Below are 16,778 nucleotides of genomic sequence, written 5' to 3'. Positions count from 1 at the left end.
GGCCGTGCTGGATTAGACTTGTTAGAAAAAAGGGTTCTCTATAGACTTTAATTATTATTTTAATAAAACAATAAAAATCTCCAACAGGGATGATAGGAAGGCATTCACCAAATATACGTAAGAGCCAAAGAAATCCAGATCCTGAAAGAATTAAATTTATCCTTTGTACCATCTGTCATCATGGCTGATGAACTTGAAAACATTCCTTTCTTTGTCATGGATTACATGGAAGGGCGCACTTTTGAGCAGGCCATATTTGAAGAAGGCAATGTCTATTCTTTGCCCGAATCCATCCACATTATGAAAGTGTTGTTGCAAATGGTCATACAAATCCATCAAAAAGGGATCGTTCATCGCGATTTAAGAATCCCGAACGTTTTGGTCCACCAAGGGAAACTCTCCATCATCGATTTTGGATTAGCCACGTACATCAATCCAAAAGAAGATATCATGAAAGTAAAAAATCCAAAAAGAGCCGCCAATCATTGCAGCGATTTGTATTTCCTGGGCCATTTTTTCCTCTTTTTGCTTTATTCCGCCTATACGCCCACAGAAAGCAGGCAAAAATGCTGGCAGGAGGAATTGCAATTGCCGGATGAAGTGAAAAACTTTATTGAACGGTTGCTTTTGATTCGGCCGTCCTTCTCAAGCGCCGAAGAAGCTCTTCATTCCATCCCGGATATTTGAGTATTAAAAAAGCGGCTTCCGTTAGCCGCTTTTTATTTCTTTTGACAAGTATTGATTTTAAACAAGGAATATAAAGGACAAAACTTCGCAAGGCCTGTTATGAGAGGAATCAATCCTATTAATCCGATATATTTGAGATTCCCCTCCAAAACAAAGAGCAGCGATAAAATGGCCAGGCCTAGGATGATGCGGATGATACGATCGACCGTTCCTACATTCGCACTCATAGAATAGCCCCCTTATTGCATTTGTTTTATTGTAAAAAAAAAGGGGGCTTTGCTCTGTGATAAAATCACCTATTCAAAAAATTTTCAATATTCCTCAAACCAATTTCTCCAGTTTTTTGACCAACTCAGTTCTTTTAATGACAAATACCTTTCCCCTCGACAAATGAACCCAGCCTTTCCGCTCCATTTCTTTTAACAGGCGGCTGACCACTTCCCTTGCCGTGCCAATTTCCATTGCAATTTTGTCATGGGTTGCTTCAATCATGTCACCATCATTTTCTGTGTATTTTAAAAGGAATTTGATAATCCGTTCATCGGTACTATGAAAAATCACTTCATCCATCACTTTAATGACTTCCTGAAATCGATACATGATGGTTTTATAGATATAATCCTGAAAATCCGAACTCGCTCCCATCAATTTCTTAAACTCTTCATATGGAATGATGAACGCTTCCGCATCCTCTTCCACAATGGCTGTTAATGGATAAGGCTCATTGGTGAGGATGCTCATGACAGACAGAATGCAAGTCTCCCCTGCATTGACGCGGTAAACGCTCATTTCTTTGCCGTTTTTTCCGATTTTTGATACACGAATGCATCCTTTAACCACAAAAGGGACTCCTTCGCAGCTGTCCCCTTCATGAAATATTGCAACCCCTTTCGGCAATGACTTTTTCGCATAATTTATGTTGAATTCGTTTACAATCAGTTCTTCAATAAACGGGAATAAACTTTCGTACTCCTTTAGTTGCTCCATCCACTCCACCCCTGACAAAAGATAATTTTATTTTAACATCAGAATGTGAAAGAAATTTGAAACAACTAAAATTTTGAGTCTATCCAGAATTGATCAATTCCCTTCCATTGGAAAGTTAAAATATATTTTGACCCTGGCCCCATAAAAAAAAGCCGCTTCATCCGGAAGCAGCTTATGGGATGGTTGACTATATTCCATACCGACAGAAAAATCATATTAGAAACTCGCGCCATTAATCGCAACATGCTGCATCACCGTTTCAAACTCCCGACCATTCCAATTTAATACATTTTCTACAAATCCCAATCCATCCGCATGGTATCTTCCCGCGATTTTTTCCATCGTCAGCAGTGAATACTTCCCATTGCCCCTTAAATCAACAGGATAAATTCCACTGATGGGATCGACCCATCCTTCAATCGCCTCTTTCAATCTTCCATTTCCGTCATAAATTTCATCCAAATATTCTTTACCTTTATATAGGAGATTGATCACATATCGAAGATTGGGATTTCTTCCCGTTACCACCGCTTCATAATTGTCTGCATACTTTACCTCATATTGGCGTTTTTCGTGAAATTGGATTGCGTCAAAGATTTTTCCCAACTTGCCGCTGATAAATGAAAATACATAAGCATAGACAGCCGCTCCGCTGCCCCCAGATTGCACGGTCACAAGAATATCATCAACATAGTCCCCTGTAAAGTCTCCCGTCCAAATGGCAGGATTGTATCCGGCCGCTTCTTTCAAATGATAAACAGAGATTTCCTGGTTAAAACCATTTTGTACGACAAGGCTCATATTGTTGAAATAGGGGCTATCCTCCAGTTTTGTTGCAATAAGAAAGATTCCGTCAACCACTCCGTCACCGGTTACATCGCTATATTGGGAAGCCACAACAAAGGGCCCCTTGGACCGAGAAACCGGCGGAATCCATTGTACCGGCTCGCTTGCCCGCTGATTGTGTTGCCAATATGGAAACATGTTGTTCCTCCCATGAGAGAATGCCATTACTTCATTGTTATGCGGAAATCTTAAAATTGGTTCATAATCTCAGACAGCATCCGTTTTTCTTTTCAGCCATGTTTTCAAAACAATAAAGATGATGATGAATCCTAAATATCCCATGATGGAGTAAACCGTGCCAACAATGGTTGTAAATCCGATGAAACTTGCCAAAAATGCAATCGATGCGGAAAAAATCACAAAAGGTTTATATAGTTTGGACTTGGGTGAAACAAACCGTACGACAAAGGAATATAGCACCCCCACTGCGGTACTATAAATCATCACCATTAGAGTAATGGCCATCATCGCGCCGATCATTGGATGTATTTCCATCGCAATGGCCAAAGTGGGCATGGGCTTCCCGATTATTGCATCCGCATTTGCCAATAAAGCCAAATAGACCAGTAATATGAGGGTCCCGAGCAGAAGACCCCCGATCATTCCTCCCATTCCCGCTTCCCTTTTGCTTTTGGCTGCACTTCCCATGACCGCAATCATGGGCAGCCCTGCCGCCAAATTGTACGAAACATATATTAGGGACGCAATCAGCCAATGGCTTTTTGAGGTTTGGCTTGCGATCCGGGCTTGTTCCGCAAAACTCCCTTCCATTGCAGCAATGGATGCGATGACCATTACCAATATGATGACAATTAAATAAGGAAGAGCGAGCGCAAGGATTGAAATGATTCTTTCCACATTGAGCATGAGAGTCAGAACGGTTAATCCGACCATAAAAATGCCGCCAATGAAGCCGTTGATGCCAAACAGGACTTCAAAAGCGCTTGCAGCCCCCGCAAACATCGCAACGCTAAAACAAAAAGCAAACACGGTAATAAGGCAGTCTATGATGGAACCGGTTGTCGGCCCCGCAATAAAAAGCACCACTTCTTTATGGGAGGTTGTTTTCAAAGAATATCCCAACGCGGCAATATTCTTGCCCAGAAATGCCAACAGCACGGTTGCAACAGCCACTCCGAACAGCCCTTGCCAACCATGGGAGAGAAAGAATTGCAATATCTCTTGTCCGGATGCAAAGCCTCCCCCAATCATCAGTCCGACAAAGGCTCCTCCGATCTTAAAACTGTTCTTCACCTTTTCCCCCATTTCCACTATACAAACATGAAAAACTTCATATATAATTATACTCCTTCAAAGATACCGTAAATTTTTCAATCGCCTTTCTTTTTGGCTTATACCCTATGCCGACGGTTTGAGGCACTTGAATGGTTCCGTCTGAGACAACCACTTCCGGCTCGATGATGTCTTCTTCAAAATAATGGCTTGAGCCTGCGGTATCTCCCGGCAAAACAAAATTGGACAGGGAGGTCAGCGCGATATTATGGGCGCGCCCTATTCCCGCCTCAAGCATCCCTCCGCACCAGACCGGAATGCCTTTCGACCTGCAGTAATCATGAATTTTGACCGCCTCTGACAATCCCCCGACACGTCCAATTTTAATATTGATCACCCCGCAGCTTCCCAATTCGATCGCCTTCCGTGCATCTTCCACCGATAAAATGCTTTCATCCAAACAAATCGGGGTTTTCAATTGTTTTTGCAAAATGGCATGATCTACGATATCGTCGTAGGTCAAAGGTTGTTCGATCATCATTAAACCGAACTCATCCAATTGCTTTAAAAGGTTGATATCTTTTAATGTGTATGCCGAATTGGCGTCTGCCATCATCGGCACATCCGGAAAAGCTTCGCGCAGTTTTTGGATGACCTCGACATCCCAGCCCGGCTTAATTTTGACTTTGATTCTTTTATATCCTTCATCGATATATTTTCCTACCACTTCAATCTGCTTTTCGATCGTTGGCTGGATTCCCAGGCTGATTCCTACATCTATTTTTTCTTTCTTCCCTCCAAGGGCTTGCGCCAAAGATTGACCGGTGGCCTGCGCGTATAGATCCCAAACGGCCCCTTCAATCGATGCTTTTGCCATTTTGTTTTTCCGGATGCCTTTAAACAGCTTGCCCACCTCATCAGGATGTACGATATCCCGCTGCAAAATGACGGGAATCAAAAAATCTTCCAGCATATGCCAGCACGTTTTCACCGTTTCTTCCGTATACCACGGTGCTTCAAATGCGACACACTCTCCATACCCGACCAACCCGTCATTTGTATGGGCTTCCAATAATAAAAATGTTTTATCATTGATCGTACCGAAACTTGTTGTAAATGGATGTTTCATCGGCATCTTCAATTGGCGCACAATGATTTTTTGTATTTTCATCTACTATATGCTCCCTTTTCATAAAAATGTGGTGATTGGTTCAAATTTCTTGTAGCAAACAAGCATTTCATATTACATTTATCATAATTCCCCTTCCCCCAAAAAAATTCTTTATTCCTATCATATTTTTTGAACATCAAATAATCGTTAAAAAAATAATATTATTTTATAATTGTTGTTATTATTTTTTTATATGATATGATATTTTTACTAAATAAAAGAGAATTTTATTTAATTTTTCAATTAAAACTGTACTATTGTAATTTTTTCAAATTTATGAATTTGTAAATTTTGTATTGAAATTATGAAATTTTATGGTAATACTTGTTTTATGAAAGGAGGTGAGAAAGGGATGAAGAGAGTATCGGGAATAATAGCAGCCGTTGTTCTCTTGTTAGGTTCACCTTCAATGGCTTTCGCGAAAGAACATGAGATTTCCGACGAGGCGAGTGCGGAATCAGATACATTGGAAGTTACTGTAGTCAATGAAGTGGACGGAGGACTTGCTGTTAATTCCTTTGCTGACGAGTTCGCTGAAAGTTTACCAGCCGACTCCCAGTCAGTATTGGAATCTGCTCAAGACACACCGGTTTCTGATGTTGAACTTTCAGATGACTTAGGCGCTCAAGCTGAAGAACATATTGATAATGCCGCCAATATAGCAGTAGGTAACTTAAACGATAAAGTATCTGCTGATGCCGTTGCCGTAGAAAAAGAATACTTAAGCGCCGAAAGTCAAGAGAAAGCAAACATCGAAGCTGATGTTCTTGCAGCTGCAGCAGCCGGCCAAAACGAAGCGGAGTCTGTTGTCAAAGAAAAAAGAAAACCGTTGTTAAGCATCAACCTTCTCGGAATTACCATCAATTTGCTTGCCGAGGATGCGGTACTACACTTAACAACGAAAAATGAAAGCGGTAAAACGGGTGTGCTTTCCTTGGGTGTTGCCGACTTATTGGAGCTTGGACTTCTTTCTGGCCAGACGTCACCAGAAGAAAATAAAGCCAGTGTATTGAGTGTCGGCTTAAAAACAAATTTGCTAGGAAACGCAACCATCGATTTGATTTCCAAAAAGCAACAAGGACAACAGACAGCTGGAAATCTGCTCGGTATTGGTCTTGAAGATTCACTATTATTAAAACCAATTACGGGCGATCTTCGTGTAGGCCTTGTATCAAGCGTCACTACTCAGCTTGAAAACTCTGTCCTAACTCAAACAGATTTATTAAGCTTAGGAATCCAGGATTCTGCACTGCTGGGTAATCTTGATGTAGGAGTTGTTTCTGGTACGAGTGAAGTGAATGAAGAAGGATCGATCGAAACGCTCGCTCTTGCCAAAGTAAAAGTAGATAGCGATCTTTTAGGCAAAGCGGACGTTGGTGTTCTCCAAACAAAAACAGAAACAAATGGAGACACTACGAAAACTCAGAGTGGGATTGTTCTAGTTGACGTTCCGTTCGATGACGGCAAAAATATCCATCTCGGCATCGGGGAAGTTGTCAAAGAACAATCACCTAATCTCACAAAAACCGAAACCTATCTCATTCACTCAAAAGACAGAAACAACCAACTCGCTTTAGGAACAACAAAAACGAAAAACCAACCGCCTGCCGGTCAGAACGGTAACGGTGGCAACGACGGACAATCCAACAATGGGAACAACGATTCTTCTGACAAAGGATCCAATAATCCTAACCCAGGAAATAACGGATCCAACGACGACTCTAAAGGAAACAATCCTACAACAGGAGATAATCCTGAAAGCAATTTCGATGAAGGAACAAATAATCCTGATGAAATGAACCCAAGCAAATCAAAAGACGGTTCTTCAACTGATGTTGCAAAAATAGAGAAAAACGACAACACAGTTGGAAAACTTTTGAATGAGTTGCTTGATAACGGAAAGAAAATGATTGTGAATGGTGCAAACTCCTTGCTTCAAGCAGTGGAAAGATCTAAAGAAGTACAAAAACAAGTAAGAGAGAATGTTAAATATCTTCCAACACAAAAGGATATTGCACCAACAAACAGTCAATCCAATTCCAATAGTTCCTCCGCTTCTGCTTCAAATGTATCTGATGGTCAATCTCAAGTTGTTGGATATATCTCACAAGATCTTTTGAGGGCTTCTGCTGAAAAAGCGAAGCTGAAAGCGATTGAAATGTCCCTAGCGGATCAATGGCTGAAACCGCCTCTAGACAAACCTCCAATTCAAATCTCCTTCTTTTCAGCAAACTAAAAAATAATAAAAGAAGGAGAGATTGAATAAATGGAGAATTCGAAAGTTGTTAAATCGCTAAGAGCTATCTTGTTTGCCTTAGTGGTAACATTAAGCTTCGTTGTTTTCTCTGAAAACGTACAAGCTGAAGAAACTGGGGATGTGCAAGCAACTGCTACAGATTTAGCAGCAACTGCTACTCAAGAAGATAGCACAGAAGGTAAACTACCACCTACAGTGACAAAAGACCCTGCTCAAATCACAAACGTAAATGACAGCAATTCACTTGTAAACTTAAGCTTAGGCGGCGGTCTTTTAAATACATTGTTGGGTGAAGTAGATGTAAAAGTACTTGGTTCTGAAACTAGCCAAGATGGTTCATATTCAAGATCTGGCGTTGTTAGCGCCGATATCAAAGGTTCAGCAGTACTTGGAGATACACATGTTGGTGTATTGGAAACAACTACAAAAACTACAGAAGATGAAGTTTACAAAAACTCCGGTGTAGTACTTGCTGACATTGACGGTTCAATTATCGGCGATGTTGATGCTGGCGTTCTTCAAAGTAAATATATTAAAAACGATGATTATGAATACACATATAATGGCGTTGCCAATGTAAACATCGATAGCCCGCTTCTTGGTAAAGCTCACGTTGGCGCTATTGAAGAAGAAACTGTAAAAACAGATGAATATTTCTGGAAACACGGCGGACTACTTATTGTTGACACTAACGGCGTTCCACTTCTTGGAGATCTTCACCTAGGTGTTGCTGAATACGAAGATTTACAACAACTAGGCGACAACAATAACGGCGGAAACGACGACAATAACGGCGGAAACGACGACAATAACGGTGGAGACGACAATAACGGTGGAAACGACGACAACAACGGTGGAGACGACAATAACGGCGGAAACGATGACAACAACGGTGGAAACGACGACAACAATGGCGGAAACGATGACAACAACGGCGGAAACGATGACAACAACGGCGGAAACGATGACAACAACGGCGGAAACGATGACAACAACGGCGGAAACGACAACAACAACGGTGGAAACGATAACAACAACGGCGGATCAATTTCAAATGGCGACAATAACAAACCAGGTACAAAACCTTCTGGCAACGGCGGTTCTAACAACGGTAAATTACCTGTAACAGGTTCAGCTGTTGATTCAACAGTATTATTCATCCTTTCTGTATTATTCATCTTAACAGGGGTAGCTTTAAGAAGACGCTTCAATGAAGCTTTCTAATTTTTAGAGGGTGCCCCGCCCTCTCTTTTTTTATCATCAATTAAGGGAATGAGAAGAATATGAAAAGAAAAATCGGCAATCTCTTTTTGTTGGCTGGTCTTGCGCTTCTTCTTTTTGTGGCATATACAAAAATAAAAATCTATTACGAACAACAAAAACTGATGAAAGAATTCGAATCGCTTGACTTTGCCGCTTCGGAAGAAGATTTGGAAAATAGGACCTTCAAAGATGGGGAAATGATTGGGCAACTCTACATACCGAAAATCGACTTGACAACCCCTATTGTAGAAGGCGCCAGCGATGAAAATATGAAAAGTGCCGTTACCCACATGACCAACAGCAGCCCTGTGTCCAAATTGGGAGACAAAAACAGCAATTTCGCCATTGCCGGGCATCGGACTGCAACATTCGGTAAATTTTTTAACCGTCTCGATGAAATGGAAAAAGGAGACGAATTTTATATTGAAACGCCTACTAAGAAATATACTTTTACCGTCATCCAGACTCAAATTATTAAACCAACGCAAGTGGAAGTAATCTTGCCTGTAAAAGACAAGGCGTTAGTCACACTCATTACATGCCATCCGATTTATTCAAACAAATACCGGCTTATTGTTACCGGAGAATTTAAAGAAGTAACAAAAAAGAAAAAAGAAGTGACAAAAAATTAAACCACCATTTTTCTTAATCGAAAATGGTGTTTTTTTTCTCGGAACCTTTTTTTGCTATAGATTTCTTCTCAAAAAAATCTCGAAAAAATCATAATCTTTGCTAAGACAATGGCTAATTGTCCATCCGCATAATCTATTAAATGAATATGATATTAACAAAAGGAGGTGATGCATTTAATAGGCTTAAACGGGAAACGCTTGCTTTTCACAGCTCCCTGCAAATTTAATCCATCATCTTGGATGAATACGGTTTCCGACTGCAGAACGTCATGCAGCAAGGATGCCCATTTTCCTGCATTGTGAACATGAACAAATACGGCTTTCTGTAATCACTCCCTCTTTGAATATTTCACTCCCTTGCATGAATTGATTCATGAAAAAGTAGTGTTCAAATCGTTTTTAACAAAAGAACCCGTATTTGATTCATAGACATGGAATCAATCAAGTTGGGCGTTGGACTGAGCAGATTCCAATCACAGCGGGAAATGGTATGGACGCAGGCTGCATCTTTGCTGCACTTTTCCGGCGGGCGTGTTGGTGGTTGCTCTGAAATCTGACGTTGTTTCCTCCTTTTTCCTTGAAAAAGTCTCTCCGAATCCAGTACTATAACCCTTTTGACGACGAGTAATCCGTACGGACGCTTTTCTTCCACATTCCCATTATCTGATCAGGATGGCAGACTGCCATCCTTTTTTTGTTGGAACCAATTTCTGCAGATTATTCTATTTTATGTGTTTTTTCATCATGGATAATTTCTTGACTCAACCTTTCCCAAAGGTTTAAATAGGATTAGGCTTTTCCCGAACTCGTTGTTCTTTGTCTTCAACTGGTGATTAGAACTTTAAAAGGAGATTTTTATGCAATCCAAATCGCAAAAAATTGCTTTAGCATTGCTTCTTTGCAATATTTTCATTACCTTCTCTGGCATCGGCATCGTCATTCCGGTGCTGCCTTCATTAATGAACGAACTATCTATTAACGGCTCGGCTGTGGGAAATATGGTGGCCGCCTTTGCGTTGGCCCAATTGATCGCCTCCCCTATTACCGGAAAATGGACCGATCAATACGGACGCAAAATGATGATTATCATTGGACTGGTTTTGTTCAGTTTTTCGGAATTCTTATTTGGAATCGGCAAAACCATTGAGCTTCTTTTTCTTTCCCGCATTTTGGGAGGTTTCAGCGGCGCATTCATTATGCCGGCGATTACCGCATATATCGCCGATATCACTTCTGAAAGCGAACGCCCAAAAGCCCTGGGGTTAATGTCGGGGGCGATTAATTTCGGCTTCATTGTAGGGCCTGGGATAGGTGGATTTTTGGCAGAATTCGGCATCCGCGTTCCTTTTTTTGCGGCAAGTGCTTTAGGAGCGATTGCAGCCATCGCTTCCATTTTTCTATTAAAAGAGCCTGAGCGCCAGGAACAGCCGAAAACGAAGAACGGCAAAAAAGTTGGCTGGAAACGTATATTCTTGCCGATGTATTTTATTTCTTTTATCATTATTTTCCTGTCAACTTTCAGCTTGGCTTCCTTTGAATCATTATTTAGTTTGTTTGTCGATCATAAATTTGGATTTACACCACGGGATATCGCCATTATCGTCACAGGCGGAGGCATTGTGGGAGCCTTGGCGCAAATTCTCCTGTTTGATGCAATCACGAAACGTTTTGGCGAAATTATGGTCGTCCGCTGGAGTTTGATCTTTTCCGCTTTGCTCGTTTTCATGATGACCATTGTCGAATCTTATTGGGCCATCATGTTCACGTGCTGGATTGTGTTCGTCGGCTTTGATTTGGTCCGCCCCGGCATCACTTCATACCTTTCAAAAATCGCGGGTGACGAACAAGGATTCGTCGGCGGCATGAACTCCATGTTCACAAGCATAGGCAATGTATTTGGACCAATTATCGGAGGAATATTGTTTGACATCAATTTCAATTTTCCTTTCTATTTTGCCGCCATCATCCTAATTGTCAGCATTGCCATCGCAATGTTTTGGAAAAATCAGCGGCAACCGCATTGATGAGACGGGTTATCCGGACGTTGTTTTTTCGTCAGGATAACCTTTTATCTGTCCCTCCGATTAAATGCAAAGGTCATTATATATAATGGAAGTAGAAGCAATGTTGTCAACCAAAGGGATGGGTTGTTTCGCTTCAGTACACTTTTAAGGGGGATTCATATGGGAAAATTGTCAAAAGAGATTATTGAAATCACTGAGCAATATGGTGCCCGAAACTATAAGCCTCTTCCTGTCGTCATCAGCGAAGCGGAAGGGGTATGGGTAAAGGACCCTGAGGGAAATGAATATATGGATATGCTTTCTTCCTATTCCGCCCTCAATCAGGGCCACCGCCATCCAAAGATCATACAAGCCTTAAAAGATCAGGCAGATCGCGTAACTTTGACATCCCGTGCTTTCTACAACGACCAGCTTGGCCCCTGGTATGAAAAGATTTGCCGAATAACAGGAAAAAACATGGTATTGCCGATGAATACAGGTGCCGAAGCTGTCGAATCCGCCATCAAAGTGGCCCGGCGCTGGGCATATGATGTGAAAGGCGTCGAAGAAAACAAAGCCGAAATCATCGGATGCACCGGCAATTTCCACGGACGGACAATGGTTCCGGTTTCCCTATCATCCGAGAAGGAATACCAGCGCGGATTCGGACCGTTAATTCCGGGAATCAAAATCATTCCATATGGTGATATTGAAGCCCTAAAAAAAGCCATCACGCCAAACACAGCCGCATTTATTGTTGAACCCATCCAGGGTGAAGCCGGCATCGTTGTGCCCCCTGATGGATTTTTAAAAGAAGCTTCCCAAATTTGCAAAGAACAAAATGTGTTGTTTATCGCGGATGAAATTCAAACAGGTCTTGGGCGCACTGGCAAAATGTTTGCCTGTGAGTGGGAAGATGTCGTGCCGGATGTTTATGTGCTTGGAAAGGCGCTCGGTGGAGGGGTCATTCCGATTTCGGCCGTGGTGGCAGACAGCAATATTTTAGGCGTTCTAAACCCCGGTTCCCACGGTTCCACTTTCGGCGGAAACCCGCTGGCATGTGCCGTATCCATTGCCGCCCTGGAAGTCATCGAGGAAGAAAAATTGGTGGAACGTTCATTGGAACTGGGCGAATATTTCAAAGAACAATTATTGAAAATCAAATCCCCGGCCATTAAAGAAGTGCGCGGGAGAGGGCTATTCATTGGTATTGAATTGAAAGAACCGGCCCGAAAGTACTGCGAGCGATTGATGGAAAAAGGGCTGTTGTGCAAAGAAACCCATGAATATGTGATCCGTTTGGCTCCCCCATTAACCATTACGAAAGAACAAATTGATTGGGCACTGGAGCGGATAAAAGAAATCTTTCAGTGATGTTTCTGACAAATCATGAAAACAGGGCGAAAAATCGCCCTGTTTTTCTTTTAAAAATAGATTATTCCTTTGAATCTCCCCTTCCTTTCGTTATAGTATGGTATTACAAGCGAGGGATGCAAAATGATTCGGAGGCTGTACGTTTCAGGATATAAACCTCATGAACTGGGAATTTTCAATGAAAAACATCCGGGCATACAAATTTTGAAAAAGTCCATCGAAAACGAATTAAGAAATCTCATTGATCAAGGCCTGGAATGGGTGATTATCAGCGGGCAGCCCGGGGTGGAAACATGGACTGCCGAAGTGGTCATGGATCTCAAAAAGGAATTCCCCCATTTGAAATTTGCCGTCATTACACCTTTCTTAGATATGGAGAAAAATTGGAAACCAGAAAAGCAGGAAAAATTCGCATATATCCTCAGCAACGCGGATTTCGTGACAAGCGTCACTAAAAAGCCTTATGAAGCCCCATGGCAATATATTGAAAAGGATAAATTTATCATTCAAAATACCGATGCCCTGCTGCTCATTTATGACGAAGATCTTGAAGGATCTCCCAAATATTTAAAACGGCTTGCGGAGAAATATATGGAGAAAAACGAATATGAAATGTTCATCATCACTTCTTACGATTTGCAAATGATTGCGGAAGAAATGCAAAGGGGTGAATGGTAAGATTAAAAATTGAAAATTCCCTGTTGACATTTTAATTGATAATGATTATCATTATCGTAAATAGAAAATTCCGGGCTGAACCCCAAAAAATTCTCGTATACATTTTTTCAAAATCAGTTTTTATACACATGTCTATATCCCCCTATATTGTATAGACATTCATTTTTAGGGCTGCAACCTGCCAGTTGCAGCCAAATTTTTATTATAAATGCTATTTTTGAGTTACAATACTAATAAAAGATGAAAAAGGAGTTGTGGCAAATGGAGTATCGCATTGAAAGAGACACATTGGGAGAAGTGCGTGTACCAGCGGATAAAATATGGGGAGCTCAAACACAACGCAGTAAGGAAAATTTCCAAATCGGCACTGAAAAAATGCCGATGGAAGTGATCCGCGCTTTTGCTATTTTAAAAAAATCTGCAGCAATCGCCAATAAAAAGTTGAATAATTTATCGCCCGAGAAAGCGGATGCAATCATTAAAGCTGCTGAAGAAATTCTCGACGGCAAATGGGATGACCAATTTCCTCTTGTCGTATGGCAAACAGGCAGCGGTACCCAATCCAATATGAATGTGAATGAAGTCATCGCGCACCGTGCCAATCAATTATTGGAAGAGCAAGGATCCACGGAAAAAGTGCATCCAAATGATGATGTGAACATGAGCCAAAGCTCCAACGACACATTCCCGACTGCGCTGCACATTGCCGCTGTTCAAATCGTGGAAGATTACTTATTGCCCCGTCTGCAATTGTTGAAAAATACATTAAAAGAAAAATCCGAAGCTTTCCAGGACATTATTAAAATCGGCCGCACGCACTTGCAAGATGCAACGCCTTTAACGTTGGGACAAGAAATCAGCGGCTGGTACTATATGCTTGAGCGGTCCGAAGAAATGATCAAACAAAATACAGAGTATCTGAAAAGCCTGGCCATTGGAGGTACAGCTGTCGGCACCGGCATTAACGCCCATCCGAAATTCGGCGAAATGGTCGCTGAAGAAATCAGCAACATTACGGGGAAAAAATTCATTTCTTCACCGAATAAATTCCATGCATTAACAAGCCATGATGAAATCGTTGCAGCCCACGGTGCATTGAAAGCGCTTGCTGCAGACTTAATGAAAATCGCTAACGACGTCAGATGGCTTGCAAGCGGCCCTCGCAGCGGCATCGGTGAAATTACCATCCCTGCAAACGAACCGGGAAGCTCCATCATGCCGGGCAAAGTAAATCCTACACAATCCGAAGCATTGACAATGGTCGTTACACAAGTGATAGGAAATGATGCAACAATCGCCTTTGCTGCCAGCCAAGGAAACTTTGAACTCAACGTATTTAAACCGGTGATCATCTATAACTTCCTTCAATCCGCCCGTCTGCTCGCGGATGCCATGAAATCCTTCAATGACAAATGCGCAGTGGGCATCGAGCCAAATCATGAAGTGCTTAAACGCAACTTGGAAAACTCATTGATGCTTGTGACTGCGTTGAATCCATATATCGGTTATGAAAATGCGGCAAAAATCGCTAAAAAAGCTCATGCGGAAGGTATAACTTTAAAAGAAGCCGCCCTTTCCCTTGGCCTACTGACAGAAGAACAATTCGACGAGTATGTCGACCCGAAAAAAATGATTTATCCAAATCTCTGATTTGCTTAACGTTGCATTTTCATCCCTTAACATACCCCTTTATATACAAAAACCGGCCGGGTTTTCCCGACCGGTTTTTTCGCGCTGGACATGTTTATTCTTTGATCGCGCCTGCTTGCAAGGATTTTTCTTTCTTCGGACCAATCATATTAAAGAGAACATTTAACACAATCGCTGACACAGACCCGCACACAATCCCATTGGACGTTAGAATGGAAAGGCTGTCCGGCAACACTTTGAAAATATCCGGAACAAATGCCACACCGGCTCCAAGAGCCACTGAAATGGCGACAATCATTGTATTTTCCGGTGATTTCAAAATCTCAGGAGCAAGCATGGTGATTCCTTGCGTCAACACCATCCCAAACATAGCGAGCATCGCGCCCCCTAATACAGCTGTCGGGATGATTGTCGTAAGTGCCGCAATTTTTGGAAAGAAGCCTAAAGCGACAAGCATGCCGCCCGTAATAAAGATGACTTTCCGTTCTTTAACTCCTGTCATTTTAATGAGCCCGACGTTTTGGGAAAACGTTGTATATGGGAATGCATTAAAAATTCCTCCGATGACGGAAGCCAACCCTTCCGAACGGTAACCGCGGGCCAAATCACCGGAAGTGATCTTCTTTTTCTCAATATCTCCCAAAGCAAAATATACCCCGCTTGATTCCACCAGCGAAACCATTGCTACAAGGGTCATCGTAATGATGGAAGCCGGATCGAAAGCCGGCGTCCCAAAATAAAAAGGTTTCACCATATGGAACCAACCTGCTTCGGCCACAGGGGAAAAATCAACTTTCCCCATAAAAATACCAACAATTGTCCCCAATATTAATCCTAATAAAATGGAAATTGAACGGATAAAGCCGGATGCAAATCGATAAATCACTAAAATGATCAGCAGTGTTATTAATGCTAAAGCAATGTTGGAGGCAGATGCGAAATCCGGAGCTCCTTGCCCTCCTCCCATATTGTTCATTGCCACCGGAACTAACGAAATGGCAATGATTGTGACAACCGAACCGGTTACAACAGGTGGAAAAAATTTTACCAGTTTTCCAAATATTCCAGATATTAAGATTACAATGAGTCCGGAAGCTATAATGGCTCCATAGATGGCATCGATTCCATTATTTTTGCCAATGGCAATAATAGGGAATACCGCGGTAAAAGTACAGCCTAGCACCACAGGCAATCCAATCCCGAAGAATTTTCCTCTCATCGCCTGGATCAATGTGGCAACACCGCACATCAAAATATCGATTGCTACCAGATAAGTAACTTGTTCATCACTAAATCCCAACTCTTTTCCAATCGTCAACGGCACTAAAATAGCCCCAGCATACATCGCCAATAAATGCTGCAAACCAAGGGTGATCGCTTTTCCGTTCGTCATTTTGATATCCTCCTAAATTAGGCAAACTCAATGGTATTGTTTTTCAAAGACTTGATAATGGCCAAAGACTCTACGCGGACCCCTTTTTCGCGCAGCATTTTTCCGCCATTCTGGAATCCTTTTTCAATCACAGTGCCGACTCCGACCACTTTGCATCCCGCTTGTTCCGCAATATCCAACAATCCCTTGACCGCTTCGCCGTTCGCCAGAAAATCGTCGATAATGACCACATTATCGTCCGGTGACAAGAAATCTTTGGAAACAGAAATTTCGTTCATTTCCTGTTTTGTAAAGGAATAGACTTTTGAAGTATATAAATCTCCTGAAAGTGTCAAAGATTTTTTTTTGCGGGCAAATACGACCTTCGCCCCAATCGCCAGTCCCAACATCGTTGCAGGAGCGATTCCGGAAGATTCGATCGTTAGCACCTTTGTAATCACTTCATCCTTAAACCGGTTGGCAAATTCTTCTCCTATCTCTTTCATCAAAAGCGGATCGATTTGATGATTCAAAAATGAATCGACTTTGAGCACTGTATCGGATAGGACTTTCCCTTCTTTTACGATTTTTTCTTTTAACAGATCCATGAAAGAATCTCCCTTTC

Annotated in this window: 15 protein-coding genes; 8 read left to right on the top strand and 7 right to left on the bottom strand. The window is 41.8% G+C overall.

The genetic code is table 11. The features are described from left to right. Positions 1–102 precede the first annotated feature (102 nt). Complete coding sequence (locus tag FKZ59_RS11770) at positions 103–687, top strand: protein kinase domain-containing protein (RefSeq protein WP_342777678.1); 585 nt, start codon at positions 103–105, stop codon at positions 685–687. A gap of 32 nt (positions 688–719) precedes the next feature. Here FKZ59_RS11770 and FKZ59_RS11765 read toward each other — a convergent pair whose 3' ends face one another. From FKZ59_RS11765 to menC, 5 genes are all read right to left on the bottom strand, one after another. Continuing rightward, positions 720–914 (bottom strand): YgaP family membrane protein, encoded by a 195-nt coding sequence (locus FKZ59_RS11765; RefSeq protein WP_141602953.1) that lies wholly within the window; start codon positions 912–914, stop codon positions 720–722. A gap of 94 nt (positions 915–1,008) precedes the next feature. Beyond that, positions 1,009–1,674, bottom strand: a complete 666-nt coding sequence (locus tag FKZ59_RS11760) for a Crp/Fnr family transcriptional regulator (protein ID WP_141602952.1) — start codon at positions 1,672–1,674, stop codon at positions 1,009–1,011. Positions 1,675–1,890: 216 nt separating this feature from the next. Beyond that, on the bottom strand, positions 1,891–2,658 hold the full coding sequence (locus FKZ59_RS11755) for a VCBS repeat-containing protein (protein WP_141602951.1): 768 nt from the start codon (positions 2,656–2,658) through the stop codon (positions 1,891–1,893). A 69-nt stretch (positions 2,659–2,727) separates the two neighbouring features. Then, the gene (locus FKZ59_RS11750) at positions 2,728–3,774 is read right to left on the bottom strand and encodes a YkvI family membrane protein (protein WP_141602950.1); all 1,047 of its coding nucleotides are present in this window, start codon (positions 3,772–3,774) and stop codon (positions 2,728–2,730) included. 37 nt (positions 3,775–3,811) lie between these two features. After that, the gene (gene menC, locus FKZ59_RS11745; RefSeq protein ID WP_141602949.1) at positions 3,812–4,924 is read right to left on the bottom strand and encodes an o-succinylbenzoate synthase; all 1,113 of its coding nucleotides are present in this window, start codon (positions 4,922–4,924) and stop codon (positions 3,812–3,814) included. Positions 4,925–5,276: 352 nt separating this feature from the next. Here menC and FKZ59_RS11740 point away from each other — a divergent pair, with 352 nt between their 5' ends. From FKZ59_RS11740 to fumC, 7 genes are all read left to right on the top strand, one after another. Next, positions 5,277–7,160, top strand: a complete 1,884-nt coding sequence (locus FKZ59_RS11740; RefSeq protein WP_141602948.1) for a hypothetical protein — start codon at positions 5,277–5,279, stop codon at positions 7,158–7,160. Between the two features lie 30 nt (positions 7,161–7,190). Continuing rightward, entirely contained in the window at positions 7,191–8,405 is a 1,215-nt protein-coding gene (locus tag FKZ59_RS11735) for a hypothetical protein (RefSeq protein ID WP_141602947.1), read from the top strand. Positions 8,406–8,464: 59 nt separating this feature from the next. Continuing rightward, a complete protein-coding gene (locus tag FKZ59_RS11730) occupies positions 8,465–9,076 on the top strand; it encodes a class D sortase (RefSeq protein WP_141602946.1) in 612 nt (203 codons plus the stop codon). Positions 9,077–9,933: 857 nt separating this feature from the next. Continuing rightward, a complete protein-coding gene (locus FKZ59_RS11725) occupies positions 9,934–11,100 on the top strand; it encodes an MFS transporter (protein WP_141602945.1) in 1,167 nt (388 codons plus the stop codon). Between the two features lie 159 nt (positions 11,101–11,259). After that, positions 11,260–12,453: an ornithine--oxo-acid transaminase gene (locus tag FKZ59_RS11720; RefSeq protein WP_141602944.1), complete on the top strand. Its 1,194-nt coding sequence runs from the start codon at positions 11,260–11,262 to the stop codon at positions 12,451–12,453. Between the two features lie 123 nt (positions 12,454–12,576). Then, positions 12,577–13,131: a DUF1273 domain-containing protein gene (locus FKZ59_RS11715; protein WP_141602943.1), complete on the top strand. Its 555-nt coding sequence runs from the start codon at positions 12,577–12,579 to the stop codon at positions 13,129–13,131. 261 nt (positions 13,132–13,392) lie between these two features. Then, on the top strand, positions 13,393–14,781 hold the full coding sequence (gene fumC, locus FKZ59_RS11710) for a class II fumarate hydratase (RefSeq protein WP_141602942.1): 1,389 nt from the start codon (positions 13,393–13,395) through the stop codon (positions 14,779–14,781). A gap of 94 nt (positions 14,782–14,875) precedes the next feature. Here the strand turns inward: fumC and FKZ59_RS11705 are convergent, their stop codons facing one another. Together FKZ59_RS11705 and FKZ59_RS11700 are read right to left on the bottom strand one after the other, a co-directional pair. After that, the gene (locus FKZ59_RS11705; RefSeq protein ID WP_141602941.1) at positions 14,876–16,174 is read right to left on the bottom strand and encodes a nucleobase:cation symporter-2 family protein; all 1,299 of its coding nucleotides are present in this window, start codon (positions 16,172–16,174) and stop codon (positions 14,876–14,878) included. A gap of 17 nt (positions 16,175–16,191) precedes the next feature. Further along, on the bottom strand, positions 16,192–16,761 hold the full coding sequence (locus tag FKZ59_RS11700) for a xanthine phosphoribosyltransferase (RefSeq protein ID WP_141602940.1): 570 nt from the start codon (positions 16,759–16,761) through the stop codon (positions 16,192–16,194). Positions 16,762–16,778: the final 17 nt, after the last annotated feature.

It is taken from the genome of Ureibacillus terrenus, assembly GCF_006569205.1.
GTDB lineage: Bacteria > Bacillota > Bacilli > Bacillales_A > Planococcaceae > Ureibacillus > Ureibacillus terrenus.
This window is presented reverse-complemented; position numbering and strand designations above follow the sequence as displayed.

Excerpts from the sequence above, each read along its gene's own strand:
- FKZ59_RS11765 (WP_141602953.1), bottom strand. The coding sequence starts at position 914 with ATGAGTGCGAATGTAGGAACGGTCGATCGTATCATCCGCATCATCCTA.
- FKZ59_RS11760 (WP_141602952.1), bottom strand. The coding sequence starts at position 1,674 with ATGGAGCAACTAAAGGAGTACGAAAGTTTATTCCCGTTTATTGAAGAA.
- FKZ59_RS11755 (WP_141602951.1), bottom strand. The coding sequence starts at position 2,658 with ATGTTTCCATATTGGCAACACAATCAGCGGGCAAGCGAGCCGGTACAA.
- menC (WP_141602949.1), bottom strand. The coding sequence starts at position 4,924 with ATGAAAATACAAAAAATCATTGTGCGCCAATTGAAGATGCCGATGAAA.
- FKZ59_RS11740 (WP_141602948.1), top strand. The coding sequence starts at position 5,277 with ATGAAGAGAGTATCGGGAATAATAGCAGCCGTTGTTCTCTTGTTAGGT.
- FKZ59_RS11735 (WP_141602947.1), top strand. The coding sequence starts at position 7,191 with ATGGAGAATTCGAAAGTTGTTAAATCGCTAAGAGCTATCTTGTTTGCC.
- FKZ59_RS11730 (WP_141602946.1), top strand. The coding sequence starts at position 8,465 with ATGAAAAGAAAAATCGGCAATCTCTTTTTGTTGGCTGGTCTTGCGCTT.
- FKZ59_RS11725 (WP_141602945.1), top strand. The coding sequence starts at position 9,934 with ATGCAATCCAAATCGCAAAAAATTGCTTTAGCATTGCTTCTTTGCAAT.
- FKZ59_RS11720 (WP_141602944.1), top strand. The coding sequence starts at position 11,260 with ATGGGAAAATTGTCAAAAGAGATTATTGAAATCACTGAGCAATATGGT.
- FKZ59_RS11715 (WP_141602943.1), top strand. The coding sequence starts at position 12,577 with ATGATTCGGAGGCTGTACGTTTCAGGATATAAACCTCATGAACTGGGA.
- fumC (WP_141602942.1), top strand. The coding sequence starts at position 13,393 with ATGGAGTATCGCATTGAAAGAGACACATTGGGAGAAGTGCGTGTACCA.
- FKZ59_RS11705 (WP_141602941.1), bottom strand. The coding sequence starts at position 16,174 with ATGACGAACGGAAAAGCGATCACCCTTGGTTTGCAGCATTTATTGGCG.
- FKZ59_RS11700 (WP_141602940.1), bottom strand. The coding sequence starts at position 16,761 with ATGGATCTGTTAAAAGAAAAAATCGTAAAAGAAGGGAAAGTCCTATCC.